This is a genomic window from Corynebacterium otitidis ATCC 51513 (assembly GCF_000296405.1).
Taxonomy (GTDB): Bacteria; Actinomycetota; Actinomycetes; order Mycobacteriales; family Mycobacteriaceae; genus Corynebacterium; species Corynebacterium otitidis.
The window spans coordinates 472,094-485,555 of the sequence record NZ_JH815192.1; the positions used below are offsets into that span (position 1 = coordinate 472,094).

The 13,462-nt window shown below is 71.7% G+C and carries 13 protein-coding genes and 2 tRNA genes; 8 read left to right on the plus strand and 7 right to left on the minus strand.

Features of this window, described 5'->3' with window-relative positions; all coding sequences use genetic code 11:
- Position 1: 1 nt before the first annotated feature.
- Positions 2-1,597, plus strand: coding sequence for a dolichyl-phosphate-mannose--protein mannosyltransferase (locus HMPREF9719_RS02065; protein WP_004600308.1), 1,596 nt, complete (start codon positions 2-4; stop codon positions 1,595-1,597).
- 21 nt (positions 1,598-1,618) lie between these two features.
- Here the strand turns inward: HMPREF9719_RS02065 and HMPREF9719_RS02070 are convergent, their stop codons facing one another.
- Together HMPREF9719_RS02070 and HMPREF9719_RS02075 are read right to left on the minus strand one after the other, a co-directional pair.
- Positions 1,619-2,323, minus strand: a complete 705-nt coding sequence (locus tag HMPREF9719_RS02070) for a zf-HC2 domain-containing protein (RefSeq protein WP_004600309.1) — start codon at positions 2,321-2,323, stop codon at positions 1,619-1,621.
- Positions 2,320-2,724: a DoxX family membrane protein gene (locus tag HMPREF9719_RS02075; protein WP_004600310.1), complete on the minus strand. Its 405-nt coding sequence runs from the start codon at positions 2,722-2,724 to the stop codon at positions 2,320-2,322. The genes HMPREF9719_RS02070 and HMPREF9719_RS02075 overlap by 4 nt, the downstream gene beginning before the upstream one ends.
- A gap of 111 nt (positions 2,725-2,835) precedes the next feature.
- On the opposite strand from HMPREF9719_RS02075, the gene HMPREF9719_RS02080 reads away from it, so the two are divergent.
- A complete protein-coding gene (locus tag HMPREF9719_RS02080; protein WP_004600311.1) occupies positions 2,836-3,471 on the plus strand; it encodes a DNA-3-methyladenine glycosylase I in 636 nt (211 codons plus the stop codon).
- Positions 3,472-3,591: 120 nt separating this feature from the next.
- Here the strand turns inward: HMPREF9719_RS02080 and HMPREF9719_RS02085 are convergent.
- A tRNA-Ile gene (locus HMPREF9719_RS02085) sits at positions 3,592-3,668 on the minus strand.
- A gap of 197 nt (positions 3,669-3,865) precedes the next feature.
- Here HMPREF9719_RS02085 and HMPREF9719_RS02090 point away from each other — a divergent pair.
- The 3 genes from HMPREF9719_RS02090 to HMPREF9719_RS02100 all read left to right on the plus strand — a co-directional run bounded on the left by HMPREF9719_RS02090 (position 3,866) and on the right by HMPREF9719_RS02100 (position 6,784).
- Positions 3,866-4,879, plus strand: coding sequence for an NADP-dependent oxidoreductase (locus HMPREF9719_RS02090; protein ID WP_004600312.1), 1,014 nt, complete (start codon positions 3,866-3,868; stop codon positions 4,877-4,879).
- A 50-nt stretch (positions 4,880-4,929) separates the two neighbouring features.
- Positions 4,930-6,630 carry an alkaline phosphatase D family protein gene (locus tag HMPREF9719_RS02095; RefSeq protein WP_004600313.1) on the plus strand — a complete coding sequence of 567 codons (1,701 nt, stop codon included), beginning with the start codon at positions 4,930-4,932 and terminating at the stop codon, positions 6,628-6,630.
- Positions 6,631-6,711: 81 nt separating this feature from the next.
- Positions 6,712-6,784 (plus strand) — tRNA-Asn (locus HMPREF9719_RS02100).
- Between the two features lie 178 nt (positions 6,785-6,962).
- Here HMPREF9719_RS02100 and HMPREF9719_RS02105 read toward each other — a convergent pair.
- Positions 6,963-8,051 carry an alpha/beta hydrolase family esterase gene (locus HMPREF9719_RS02105; protein ID WP_004600314.1) on the minus strand — a complete coding sequence of 363 codons (1,089 nt, stop codon included), beginning with the start codon at positions 8,049-8,051 and terminating at the stop codon, positions 6,963-6,965.
- 184 nt (positions 8,052-8,235) lie between these two features.
- On the opposite strand from HMPREF9719_RS02105, the gene HMPREF9719_RS02110 reads away from it, so the two are divergent.
- Entirely contained in the window at positions 8,236-8,514 is a 279-nt protein-coding gene (locus HMPREF9719_RS02110; protein WP_004600315.1) for a hypothetical protein, read from the plus strand.
- Between the two features lie 53 nt (positions 8,515-8,567).
- Here HMPREF9719_RS02110 and dnaG read toward each other — a convergent pair whose 3' ends face one another.
- Entirely contained in the window at positions 8,568-10,478 is a 1,911-nt protein-coding gene (gene dnaG / locus HMPREF9719_RS02115) for a DNA primase (RefSeq protein WP_004600316.1), read from the minus strand.
- 106 nt (positions 10,479-10,584) lie between these two features.
- Here dnaG and HMPREF9719_RS02120 point away from each other — a divergent pair, with 106 nt between their 5' ends.
- Both HMPREF9719_RS02120 and HMPREF9719_RS02125 read left to right on the plus strand, forming a co-directional pair.
- Positions 10,585-11,052, plus strand: a complete 468-nt coding sequence (locus HMPREF9719_RS02120; protein WP_004601757.1) for a ribonuclease domain-containing protein — start codon at positions 10,585-10,587, stop codon at positions 11,050-11,052.
- Positions 11,042-11,302, plus strand: coding sequence for a hypothetical protein (locus tag HMPREF9719_RS02125; RefSeq protein ID WP_004600318.1), 261 nt, complete (start codon positions 11,042-11,044; stop codon positions 11,300-11,302). The genes HMPREF9719_RS02120 and HMPREF9719_RS02125 overlap by 11 nt, the downstream gene beginning before the upstream one ends.
- Positions 11,303-11,318: 16 nt before the next feature.
- Here HMPREF9719_RS02125 and HMPREF9719_RS02130 read toward each other — a convergent pair whose 3' ends face one another.
- Positions 11,319-12,596 (minus strand): deoxyguanosinetriphosphate triphosphohydrolase, encoded by a 1,278-nt coding sequence (locus HMPREF9719_RS02130; protein WP_004600319.1) that lies wholly within the window; start codon positions 12,594-12,596, stop codon positions 11,319-11,321.
- A gap of 3 nt (positions 12,597-12,599) precedes the next feature.
- Entirely contained in the window at positions 12,600-13,331 is a 732-nt protein-coding gene (locus tag HMPREF9719_RS02135) for a YdcF family protein (protein ID WP_004600320.1), read from the minus strand.
- Between the last annotated feature and the right edge of the window lie 131 nt (positions 13,332-13,462).

Consider the following 13,462-nt stretch of genomic DNA (forward strand, 5'->3'; position numbering starts at 1 on the left):
CGTGAGACCCGCAGCGCCCGCGACGACCTCCCCCGCCCCCGGCCGCGGAACGCCCGGCGCTCCCCGCGCGGCGGGCGAGCCGCCCGCGCCGCGGCGCTACCGCTGGGGCCGGGCGGACACGATCTCCACGGTCATCGTCGCGCTGCTGGCACTCGTCACGCGGCTCGTCGGGCTGGGCCGCATCACCGACCACGGCACCCCGGTCTTCGACGAGAAGCACTACGCGCCGCAGGCTTTCGACATCGCGGTCGGCGGGATCGAGACGAACCCCGGCTTCGGGCTGGTGGTGCACCCGCCGCTGGCGAAGCAGCTCGTCGCGCTCGGCGAGGAGGTCTTTGGCTACGGGCCGTGGGGCTGGCGGATCGTCATGGCGCTTCTGGGCTGCGGGGCGGTGCTCGCGACGATGGCGCTGGTGCGGCGCCTGTCGTTCTCGTGGCGGGCGGCGACGGTGGCTGGGCTGCTCGGCGTCGTCGACGGGGTGCTGCTCGTCGGCGCGCGCTTCGGGATGCTGGACATGGCGCTGGTGACGTTCGTCGTGCTCGCCGCGTGGGCGCTGGTGCGCGACCAGCAGCAGGTCTACGCCCGGCTCTTCGCCGCCCGCGCCGCGGGTACCTTCGGCGGATCGCCGCTGGGGCCGAGGCTGGGCTTTCGGTGGTGGCGGTTCGCCGCCGGGGTGTTCCTCGGGCTCGCGGTGTCGGTGAAGTGGTCGGGGCTTTATTACATGGCGTTCTTCGGGCTGGCGACGGTGGCGTGCGACTGGTGGCTGCGCCGCCGCTTCGCGGCGAGGACGCCGCTTGTCGGGGCGCTCGGCCGGGACGCTTTTCCCGCGTTCGCCTCGCTGGTGATCCTGCCGGCGGGACTCTACCTGTGGAGCTGGCGCTCGTGGTTCGCCTCGGAGACCGCGCACCTGCGCCACGCCGTGACCAGCGGCGCGGTCGATCAGGGCAGCTGGCTCGCCCACCTGCCGGATTGGGCCGCGGGGTTTATCCGCTACCACCTCGACATGCTCGAGTTCCACGGCTCGCTGACGACCTCGGGCGGGCACGATCACCCGTGGGACTCGAAGCCGCTCTCCTGGCTCGTCGCCGCGCGCCCGGTGCTCTACTACTCGGACACGGATATCGAGTGCGGCGCGGGTACCTGCCGGCGGATGGTCTACCTCTTCGGCACCCCGGCGATCTGGTGGCTCACCGTGCCGGTCGTCGGTTATGCCGCGTGGCGGCTGGTTACCCGCCGGGAGCTCGCCGTGGTCTGGCCGCTCGTCGCGTTCGCCGCGGGCTTTATCCCCTGGCTTATCGCCTACGACCGGCAGATGTACTTCTTCTACGCCGAGCCGCTCGTGCCGTTCACCATCGCGCTGCTTGCGCTCGCGTGCCGCCGCATCGCCCGGCTCGGCCCTCCGGTCGCCGCCCGCTGGGCGGCCTCCTGGCCGGTGGCGAGGCTCGCCGGCGGGCCGCTGACGTGGGGCGGGCTGAGCGTGGCGGCCTATCTCGCGCTCGCGGTGGGGATGTTTATCTACTTCTCCCCCATCCTCTACGGCACGCTGATCCCCGACTGGTGGTTCCAGTCGATGATGTGGCTACCCTCCTGGCGCTGACCCGCCGGTTGTCGACGCGTCTTAGCCGACGCCGCGGGCGCCGAGGGCGCGCAGCCCGGCGCGCCACCGGCCGAAGCCGTCCTGGCCCGCCCACGTCGCCGCGGCGAGCACCGCGGTGAACAGCAAAAGCCCGAGGTAGGCGCACTGGGAGCTATCGGCCGCGCCGACGACGACGTCGCGTAGGAAGAAGCCCACGGTAAACAGCGACAGCGCCCCTAAGAAGGGCACGAACCCGATGAGCCAGCGGGGCCACGCCGCGCCGAGCAGCAGGCTGAGCGCCACCGCGAAGGACACGGCCGCGCCGTGGACGAGCTGGTTGGAGAGCTCCGGGTCCGCACCCGGGGGCAGCGGCCCGCCGCCGGGGTCGACGGGCGCGATGCCGGTGGTCTGGCGCAGCAGCCCAACACCCCACCAGACGTGCGCGGCGGCCGTGAGGATCAACAGGATGCGGGCGACGACGAGGCCGATGAGGCGCCTGCCCGCGCGCCGCGAGAGTTCCCCGCCGGCCTGGGCGAGCACCGCGTCGGAGAAGTCGGGGGCGGGGGCCTCCTCGGCGGGCGCGTCGCTAGGTCCGAGCTCGTCCTGGAGGCGCACCGCCCGGGAGAAGAACTCGCCGCACTGCTCGCAGCTGTCGAGGTGCGCGGCGAGCACGTCGTCCGGGATCGTGCCGCTCTCCCCGTCGAGCCGGGCGGAGATCTCCGCCTGGATGTCGCCGTGGCCGATCATCGGTTCAACGCGCCGTCCCAGCTCACCCGCCCGGGGCCGAAGACGACGATGACGAGGAGGCTGGCGATGAGCAGCACCGGGAACTCGAGGGCCGCCGCGGCGTCGAAGATGCCCTCCGGCAGCCCGAGCACGGCGACGGTCACGGCGACGCCGGCCGCGAGGATCGCGGCGACGAGCGTGGTGAGCAGCCCGGTGATGAGCAGAAGGGAGCCGAGCACGAGGACGACGGCGCTGGTCCAGGCCATCGCGGTCGGCGAGAACACCCCGGCCTCCTCGAGGGTGCGGGCGGTCTCGGCGGGCCCGTCGACGATGAGGACCCGCACCGCCTCGAGCGCGAAGATCGCGCCCAAGATGACGCGGATGACGAGCAGCGCGCCGTCGCGGATCGCCGGTCTATCCATGGCTCCCCACTATATCCGGCCCCAGACCGCCGCCCCGGCCATCGGCCCAGCCGGGGCTGAGGCGGCATCTCCCCGGAAACTGCGGGGCGGGGCGTGACAGTCTAGGGAGGCATGGCACCTGAGATTTCCCCCGACCTCGTCGCCGGCGAGGACGGGCTCAACCGGCCGCGCTGGGCGACCGGCAGCGCGCTTCTAACCGACTACTACGACACCGAGTGGGGCCTGCCCGTCACGAGCGAGTCCGGGCTCTTGGAGCGGGTCTGCCTCGAGGGCTTCCAGGCCGGCCTGTCGTGGGCGACGATCCTCAGGAAACGCCCCGCGCTGCGGGAGGCGTTCGCCGGCTTCGACGCGGCCGCCGTGGCCGCCTTTGGCGACGGCGACGTCGCGCGGCTCATGGCGGATCGCCGCATCATCCGCAACGAGCGCAAGATCCACTCGGCGATCAACAACGCTCGGGCGACGCTCCGGCTGCGGGAGCGCGGCGGCCTGCCGCGGCTGGTGTGGTCCCACCAGCCGGAGGAGACGATCGCGCCGTTGCGTCTCTCGGAGGTCCCCACCCGCGACGAGAACTCCGCGGCGCTCGCTAGGGAGCTCAAGGAGGCGGGCTTTAGCTTCGTGGGGCCGACGACGATGTTCGCGATGATGGAGTCCATCGGGGTGATCGACACCCACCTCGTGGGCTCGCACCGGCGCGGCTCCTCGGGTCTGTGGCGCGCCGACGGCACGAGGCTGCGCTCCCCGCTCTAACGGGCCGCCGCGCCGCCGGCCCGAGCAAGGCACCGCGCGCCCGGCGCGTGTCGCTCGCCGGGCGATCGCACGAGGGCCCCGCCGCCGACGGCGGGCGTTCCTGCCGGTGGCGGGGCCTTGTGGTGGGGCCAGCGGGGCTCGAACCCGCGACCAGCGGATTATGAGTCCGCGGCTCTAACCGACTGAGCTATAGCCCCCGTCCGCGCCCCGCCGAAGAATGCCGTGGGGCGCGCCGAGAGCGATCTTAGCGGGGGCGATGGCAAGAGCCGGCGACCGGCCGGGCGGCAATGGTATACCGGGGCTCACGGCCCCGGCAGCGTCACCCCGCTGGGGCCGCCGATAGCTGACAGAAAAAATAGGTCGTTAACTTCCGTAAGAAAGGACTGGGCAGCACATGTCTGCCGCCACGAGCACCGAGATTCGCCTCGTCTCCCGGCCCGAGGGCTGGCCGAGCAGCGAGAACGTCGAGCAGGCCGAGGTCGAGCTCCCCGAGCTCGACGACGGCGAGGTGCGGGTGAAGAACACCTTCATCTCCGTCGATCCCTACATGCGTGGCCGCATGAGCGACGCGCCTAGCTATATCCCGCCCTTCGAGCTCGGCAAGGTCATGGCCGGTGGCGCCGTCGGCCGGGTCGTCGAGTCGCGCTCCTCGGACTTCTCCGAGGGTGACCTCGTGCAGAGCCAGTACGGCTGGCGCACCGTCGCCCAGGGCCCGGCCGGGGACTTCACGAAGCTGCCCGACAACGACGACATCCCCGAGTCCGCCTACCTCGGGATCCTCGGCATGACGAGCCTCACCGCGATGACCGGGCTCGTGAAGATCGCCGAGATCCAGGAGGGCGACGTGGTCTTCATCTCCGGGGCGGCGGGCGCCGTGGGCAGCGCCGCCGGCCAGTTCGCGAAGCTGCTCGGCGCGAAGCGCGTCATTGGCTCCGCCGGCAGCGACGAGAAGGTCCGCCGCGCCGAGGAGAAGTACGGCTACGACAAGGTGCTCAACTACAAGAAGGCGCCGATCCGCGAGCAGCTCCTCGAGGCCGTGCCCGAGGGCATCGACGTCTACTACGACAACGTCGGCTCCGACCACCTCGAGGCCGCGATCGAGGTGTTCAACGACTTCGGCCGGGCCGCGCTGTGTGGCGTCATCGCGACGCTCAACAGCGCGAAGAAGAACCCCGGTCCGGACAACATGGGCGAGCTCGTCAAGAAGTCGCTGCGCCTGCAGGGCTTCACGGTCGGCCGCTACCCGGACTACCAGCCCATCGCCCGCGAGCAGATCACGGAGTGGTTCACCGACGGGAAGCTCAACTACGACGAGACCGTCGTCGACGGCATCGAGAACGCCCTCGACGCGTTCATCAACATGATGCGCGGCGAGAACACCGGCAAGATGGTCGTGCGCATCCGCTAGACCAATCCCTAGCGATTGCTGGACCCTTAAAGCCGCCTTATGATGCGGCCATGAATTCCCAGCATTCGCTTCCCCACTCTCCCGCCGACCGGCCCGGCCGGCGGGGGTTTTCTCGTCGCCGCTTCTTCGCCGGGGCGGCCGCCGGCACCGCCGCCGCGGGCGCGGCCGCGCTGCGCCGCCCCGCGCGCGCCGCGAACGCCGGCGCGTTTCGCCACGGCGTCGCCTCCGGCGACCCGCTGCCCGGCTCCGTGATCATCTGGACCCGCGTCACCCCCACCGAGGACGCAGCCCCCGGCTCCGGGCTGGGGCCCGAGTCGACCGTCGGCTTCGAGGTCGCCGCCGACCTCGACTTCCGCGACATCGTCGCCGACGGCCAGGTGAGCACGGGGCCGGGCGTGGACCACACCGTCCACGTCGAGCTCACCGACCTTCAGCCCGACACGACGTACTTCTACCGCTTCCGCATCGTCGGCGGGCCGCTCGACGGGGAGCTCTCGCCCATGGGGCGCACCCGCACCGCCCCGAACCCCGGCGACCACGTCGAGAAGCTCACCGTCGCGTTCGCGTCGTGCACGAACTGGGAGGCGGGCTTTTATAGCCCCTTCTACGACCTCGCGGACCGGGCGTGGGCCGAGGAGATCGACCTCGTCACCTTCCTCGGGGACTATATCTACGAGTACGCCAGCGGCGAGTACCCCGGCCCGCGCGGCATCGCCCGGGAACACGAGCCCGCCCACGAGATCGTCAGCCTCGCGGACTACCGGGCGCGCTTCGCGAAGCAGCACACCGATCCCGCCGCCCAGGAGGCGCACGGCGCGGCGCCGTGGATCGTCATCTGGGACGACCACGAGGTCACCAACGACACCTGGCGCGAGGGCGCCGAGAACCACGACGAGGCGAGCCAGGGCCCCTATCTCGAGCGCCGCAACAACGCGATGCAGGCCTACTTCGAGTGGCTGCCGGTGCGCGCCACCTCCCCCTCGAAGGAGGGGCATATCTACCGCTCGCTCGACTTCGGGGACTTGGCGCACGTCTCGGTGATGGACCTGCGCACCTACCGCGACGAGCAGCCCACCGCCTTCAACCACAACCACGCCAACGGCACCGGACCTGATGGGCAGCGCACGATCTTAGGCTCCGAGCAGTTCCAGTGGCTCGCAGACGACATCCGCTCCTCGCGGGCGCGCTGGAACGTGCTGGCGAACTCGGTGATGTTCGCGCCGCTGAACTTGAGCCTCGTGCGCGATGACCGGCGCACCAGCGACGTCGCGGAGTTTTTGGGGCCCCGCTCGGCGCCCGGCATCCCGCTGAACTACGACCAGTGGGACGGCTACGCCGCGGACCGCGAGCGGCTCCTCGACGTCCTCGAGGAGCACAACGCCCAAACCGGCGCGGAGTGCCTGGTTCTCACCGGGGATATCCACACCGAGTGGGGCAACGAGATCTACTCGCGGCGCTCCCTGCTCGGCGCGGAGGCGGTGTGCGCCTCGGTGACGGCGCCGAACGTCGCCGACGCGCTGGGCCTTCCGCCGGGCAACGGGATCAGCCGGCTCGCCGAGGACGTCATCAAAAACGGCAACCACCACGTGCGCCACGTCAACCTCGACGCGCACGGCTACGGGATCGCGCGCCTCGCGCACGACGGGGTGGATCTCACGTGGCTGCGCGTCGACGACCCCTACGTCGAGCAGTACGCCCTCACCCCCGCCGTGGAGATGCGCTACGAGCCGGGTCAGGGCCTGGTCAGCTAGGTCTTTTCCCCGCCCGGGCCGGGCGATTTTGCCCGCCCGGGCAGCGGGGCTATAGTGGGTCACCGTCGCCAAGGGCGATGATCCCCTATAGCTCAGTTGGCAGAGCATTCGACTGTTAATCGAAAGGTCACTGGTTCGAGCCCAGTTGGGGGAGCAACACAGATAACGAACGTTAGGCCCGAGCCCGGGACATCCTTAAGGGCGCGGGCCTTTTCCCATGCCCGCAGCCGGCACGACAACGCGAGGCAAGGCCCTCCACTCGCGAGACGGACCGGAGCGGGGCGCCCGAGTGAGCTCCCCGAGCTCCGCCCGGACGCACTACCGATCGCAGCCTATTCGGCTTCGTCGCCGAGACCGTGTTCGCGGAAAAAATCCGCCACGGCCGAGGTCGCCGAATACGGCGTACCATCCGCGAGCTTCGGCCCCCGGTCGTCACCGGTGGGCCACTCGTGTTCCATCTCGCCGACGGCAACGTGCTGAACCCCAGTCCCCGCGGCGCAGCCGTACCACGTGAAGCTCACGATCTGCTTGCCGATCCGATCGGCCTCCGGCTCAGCGGCGCAGCCATCGCGCTCCCGGAAACGCTCGACCATCGCGCGGGCAGCCAGCAACGTCGAGCCCTTGCGCGGCCCGCCGTCGATGGAGATCACCCCGTCCTTGCCGCCGTGGATCTCGAGGAAGGCCACCGGCCCCTCGGCGCAGCCCTCGTACGTGCCTGGATAGTAGGCGCCCGCCACCGACGCGATCGCGCGGAACTGCTCGGGCATCCGGCAGCCCAGCAGCGCGGCGAAGCCGCCGCCGTTCGACATCCCGACGGCGTAGATCCGGTCGTGATCGATTGAGTAGACCCTGTCGAGCTGCTCGATGAGATCGCGCACGTAGGCAACGTCGCCGTCTTTATCGTTGGTCGCGGCGTACGGCGCGCCCTGCCACGCCTTGTCCTGGCCCGCGGGCAGCACGGTGATCGCACCGAGACCATCGAGACCGAAATCGGCCATGTCCTGCGGGCCACCCTGGTAGCCGTGGAATCCGAAGACCACCGGGGCAGGCGTAGCCGAATCGTAGTCCTCCGGAATGACAACAAGCGCGCGCCGCTCCTCGCCGGAGGTCACCGTGTAGAGGGAGCCGCGCTCCCCCGCCCCCGGGGACGAGCGCTGCCCGTTGAGCGTGTCGATGAGCCCGCGGTGCGCCTCGGGCGAGCCGATCTCGCTGATATCCACCCCGGGGATCGGCTGTTCGTCCGGGTCGAGCGTGGGCGCGGACGCGAGAGGGTTGTCGATCTCCACCTCTTCGGCGGCGGCATCCCACCGGATGCCCACCGCGAGGGCGAGGCCCACCGCCACGGTCGTCAGCCCCGCGAGGAACTCCCGACCGCCGAGAACGCGCCCGCCGCGCCGGGAGGGGGTCTGCGCCTTCGCCAATTCTCCTGAATCCTCTCTTCCCCACCGTCGGATCAGTGCTTTCTCGGCGGACAATTCCGCACTCCGCCAGGACGCCCGCCTACCGGCCAGAGACCCCGCCCGCCAGGCGGTAGACTGGCCGGCACACCGAGAGGCAACGCTCGGCCAGCGTCACTGCCATAAGCACTAGACACAGGTGAGACACATGATGCAGTTTATAGTGGGCGCCGCCGCAGGCTACGTATTCGGCACCAAGGCGGGCCGCCGCCGCTTCGAGCAGATCAAGCGCGGCTACCAGACCGCGGTGAACTCCCCGGCCACGAAGGCCGCGCTCAACGCCACCCGCAAGGCCATCGCCGACCGGCTCGACCCCAACCCCCGGATGCGGGAGGTTAAGGACCTAAGCGACAACCCGCGCCGCCGCGGCGACGACGAGCCTGAGACCGGCCCGGTCGTCCTCGAGCCCGAGGACCCAAAGGACTAGCCGAATCTAGCCCGGTTTAAGCCTAGCCTAAAACACCACCGCGCGGGCGCTGTCTAGCGGCCGGCCCGGTCGCGCGGCGCGCTGCGCGCGGCGCGCTCGTCGAGCTCCCGGCGCGCCTGCTCGAGCGCCATCATGTCCGCGAACATCGCGCTGTAGCCCTCCGCTCCGGGCCGCGAGCGCTCGAGCTTGCTTTTCAGCTGCGCGATCTCGTTGGTGACCTGCCCGGCCTGCAGCCGGGCGAGCACCCCGTCGGCGTAGGCCCCTAAGTCCTGGTCCTCGGCGGCGGGCACGGGCTCCACGGCGAGCTCCGCGACGAGCTTCTCCCCGCCGGGGGTCTTGTCGCTCACGCCGCTCACCCAGCCGACGCCGCCGGCCCCGGCGCGCGCGCAGCCCCCGGCCTTGGCCACGCCCTGGCGCACCGCGCGGTAGCTGGGGTGGGTGAACGCCTCGGCGCTGACGGAGTCGACGGCGTCGGCGGCCTCCTCGGGGTACTGCAGCGCGAGCTTTAAGATCTCGCGCTCGCCCCACAGGCCTGGGGCCTTGGGGTTGGGCCGCTCGAGGCGGCGCTCGGTGGCGCTGGGCGCGGGGGCCTGCGGCTCGGGGGCGCGGGCCGCTCTCCGGCCCCCGCCGGAGGTGTCCTTGGCCTCCTTTTCGACCATGCGGGCGACCTCGTCGGCGTTGCCCCAGCCGCTCAAGATGGCGAGCCGGTTGGCGTACTGGCCGCGCAGCGAGTCGTCCTTGATGGCCGCGACGATCGGCACGCAGCGCCTAAGCGCCTGGAGGCGCAGCTCGGGGGTGGTGAGCTGGTAGTCGTCGAGCACCGCGCCGAGGACGAACTCGATGGCGGGCACGCGGCCCTCGACGAGGTCGCGCAGCGCCCCGTCGCCTCGCTCGAGGCGCAGGTCGCAGGGGTCCATGCCGCCGGGCGCGACGGCGACGAAGCTCTGGCCGACGAACTCCTTCTGCCCGTCGAAGGCGCGCATCGCGGCCTGCTGGCCGGCCTCGTCGCCGTCGAAGGTGTAGATCACCTCGCCGCGGACGATCTTCTCGTCGAGCATGAGGCGGCGCAGGATGCGCATGTGCTCCTCGCCGAAGGCCGTGCCGCACGCGGCGACCGCGGTTTTTACGCCCGCGGCGTGCATGGCCATGACGTCGGTGTAGCCCTCGACGACGACGGCGCGGTGCTCCTCGGCGATGTGCTTCTTCGCGAGGTCGAGCCCGAAGAGGACCTTGGACTTGTGGTAGAGCATCGTGTCCTGGGTGTTCATGTACTTGCCCAGGGGGTCGTCGTCGAAGAGCTTCCGCGCGCCGAAGCCGATGGTGTCGCCGGCGGGCGACTTCACCGGCCAGATGAGCCGGCCGCGGAACTTGTCGATGGGCCCGCGCTTGCCCATCTGGGAGATGCCCGCCTCCTTGAGCTCCTCGAAGGTGAAGCCCTGGCCAAGCAGGTGCTTGGTGGTGGCGTCCCAGCCGCGCGGCGCGTAGCCGCACTCGAAGTCGTAGATGAGCTGCTTGCTAAAGCCCCGCTTGAGGAGCTGCTCGCGGGCGGGCTCGGCCTCGTTGGTCTCGAGCTGCTCGCGGTAGAACTCGTGGGCCTTGCGGTTCGCGGCGAGCAGCCGCTGGCGGGTGCCCGGCTCGACCCGGCGCCCGGAGCCGCCCTGGTAGTTGATGTGATAGCCGATCTTCTGGGCGCAGGCCTCGACGGCCTCGGGGAAGGAGAGCTGCTCCATCTCCATGAGGAAGGAGAACACGTCCCCGCCCTTGCCCGTGGAGAAGCAGTGGTAGTAGCCGCGCTGCGGGCGGACGTGGAAGGACGGGGTGCGCTCGTCCTTGAAGGGGCTTAAGCCCTTGAGCGAGTCGTTGCCCGCCGGCTTGAGCTGCACGTACTCGCCGACGATCTCCTCGATCGGGGTGCGCTCGCGGATCGCCTCGATGTCGCTGTCCGGAATCCGCCCCTTCGCCATGGCCCCAAACCTACCCGGGCGGTCAACATCCCAGGCATTCCCGCCGCCCGGGTTTCCACGCCGACATCTTTTCCCGGCCGGACTGACGGTGGGATACTTGATAGCCATGAGCGACCCTCAAGAGCCCCGAAGTTCCGGCCGGCCCCGCGGGAAGGGCACCCGCCTGATGGTCTCCGCGGCGGTGGGCGCCGCGCTGCTCCTCGCCGGCTGGCTCGGCATCGACCTCATCGACGGCTCGACCGAGGGCGAGCCCGCCGCGGGCCAGGAGCCCGGCGAGCTGCCCGAGTGCGAGCTCGCCACCCTGCCCGAGGAGGCCGACGAGGTCGTCGACGACATCCTCGCCGGCGGGCCGTTCGCCTACCCCGAGAACGACGACACCCACTTCGGGAACTACGAGGGCCGCCTGCCCGAGGCCGACGGCGACTACTACCGCGAGTTCACCGTCGAGACCCCGGGGCTTGACCACCGCGGGCCGCGGCGCATCGTCACCGGCGGGGACTCGAGGGACCCGGACGTGTGGTACTACACCGACGACCACTACGAGTCCTTCTGCGAGATCCCTGATGCCGACTAACGAGATGCTCGAGCTGCCCCGCGAGGTCGCCGGCCTCGGGGACCTCTACGGGCAGCTCGCCGAGCTCCTCGGCGGGCCGGAGCCGACCAACCTCGACGGGCTCGCCGACCGGCTCAAGGAGGCTCGCGCCCGGGCGCTTGCCTGCCCCGGATGGCGGCTCGACGCGAAGGAGGCGCGCCTCCTTGGCCGCGTCGCGGGCGACCTGGGTGTGGCGCTCCTCGGGCCCGGCGCGCCCGGGCAACAGCGCTAGCCGGGCCCGGGCCCGGCTAGCCGAGGAAGGGCCGCAGCTCCGCGGCGCGGCGCGCGACGCGCTCGAGGCGCGTCTCGGTCATCGAGGCGATCTGGTCGACGACGACGCGGTTCGCCGCCGCCTCGTTAGGAGCGGCCTCCCACCATGCCCGGAAGCTCGGGTCGAGGCTCAGGGGCGCCCCGGCGTGGAGGTAGTCGAACACCCGGTAGACGCGCTCGCGCTGGCGCAGCTGTCGCGACTGGTGGGCGCGCTGGTCCATGACGTAGATGACCGCGATGGTCTTTAACAGCCGCACCTCGGCCGCGGCGTTGGGCGGCACGACGAGCCGGCCCGTGGCGCGCCCCAGCGGCTCGCCGCCGGCCTCGTCGAGGGTCGCGGCGACCGCGGCGCCGACGAAGCGCCCGACGAGCTCGCTGGTGAGCCGCTTGAGCCTAGCCAGGTCCTTGAGGCTCCCGCCGTAGTTCATCGCCTCGCCGACGACGGGCAGCTGGCGCAGGCTGTCGGAGGCCGCGACGAGCTCGTCGGGGGTGCCGCCGAAGGCGGCCGCGCCCTTCTCCGCGAGGCGGGCGATCTCCACGAAGTCCTCGAGGACCTTCAGGCTGATCCGCCCGGAGACGATCCCGTCCTCGACGTCGTGCACCGAGTAGGCGATGTCGTCGGCCCAGTCCATGGCCTGCGCCTCCATCGAGGGCTCCTCGTCGTCGTGGCCCTCGCGCACCCAGGCGAGCACGTCGGCGTCGGCGTCGTAGCAGCCGTACTTGCGCCGACCCTTCCCGTCGGGCGCGGTGCGCAGCACCGGGTACTTGCACGCCGCGTCCAGCGCCGCGCGGGTGAGGTTAAGCCCTAGGCTCTCGCCGTCGGCGGTGAGGACCTTCGGCTCGAGCAGCGTGAGGATCCGCAGCGTCTGGGCGTTGCCCTCGAAACCGCCGCAGCCGTTCTCGCCGAGCGCGAGCTCGTTGAGCGCGACCTCCCCGTTGTGCCCGTAGGGCGGGTGGCCGATGTCGTGGGTGAGCCCGGCGAGCTCGCAGAGGTCGGGATCGAGCCCCAGGCCCTCGCCGATGCCGCGCGCGATCTGCGCGACCTCGAGCGAGTGGGTGAGCCTGGTGCGCGGGGTGTCGCCCTCCCTGGGCCCGACGACCTGGGTCTTGTCGGCGAGCCGGCGCAGCGCCGCGGAGTGCAGCACGCGCGCCCGGTCGCGGGAGAACGCGCTGCGCTCGTCGTCGCGGCCCAGCTGGCTGCCCTTGGGCCCCTCGGGCGCGCGGCGCGCCCGGTCGGCCTCGTCATAGCGGTACATCGATCATCCCCCTGCCGTCTCTCCTCGCGTGCCCGCGGCCTCGCCTCGCTCGTCCTCGCCCGTGGAGAGCACCGCGATCCGGGCGCGCCGCGAGGGCCGCACCCACCCGTCCAGCGCGCGCAGCCCCCGCTCGAGGGCGCGTGCCGCCGGCGCCCCGAGGAAGGCCTCCACGTCGCGGACGATCAGCCCGCCGGCCTCGTGGTAGGCGGTGAGCCACCAGCGCCGCCGAGGAAAGCGGGTCGGCGCCGCCGCCGCGCCGCGCGCGGCCGCGTCGATCCCGAGCGCCCGGGCGACCCGCACGGAGCGCAGCGCGTGGAGCGGGTCGGTGACGATAAGCACCGGGGCGCTCCCCCACTTAGAGCCGGCGAGCGCGCGCAGCGAGCCGGCGGTGTCGTTGCCGGCGGGCAGCTCGTCGATGCGGTCCTCGGCGACGCCGTGGGCGACGAGCCACGCCCTGCCGGCGCCGGCCTCGGTGAAGCGGTCGCCGGGCAGCCGCCCGCCGAGCGTGACGATCCGCGCGCCGCTTTCCCGGTGGGCGGCGGCCGCCTCCTCCAGGCGCGCGGCGAACTGCTTTGAGGGCACCCCGTCGTACTGGGCGGTGCCCATCACGGCGATGACCGCGCCCTCGGGCACCGGCCGGTTCAGGCTTCTCGTCCCGTAGGCCCACGCCGCGGCAAGCGCGGCCGGCGGGTAGGCCGCGGCCGCTCCCGCGGCGAGGGCTAGGACGCGCTTCATGGGACATAAGCCTAGGCCAGGCGCCCCGGGAGCTGACGTATTGTGGTGGGCATGTTCGCACCCCAGTCGAAGTCGAACCCCCGCCGGCGGCGGGCGCTCGCGGCGGCGCTGGCCGGCGGCGGGCTCGCCGC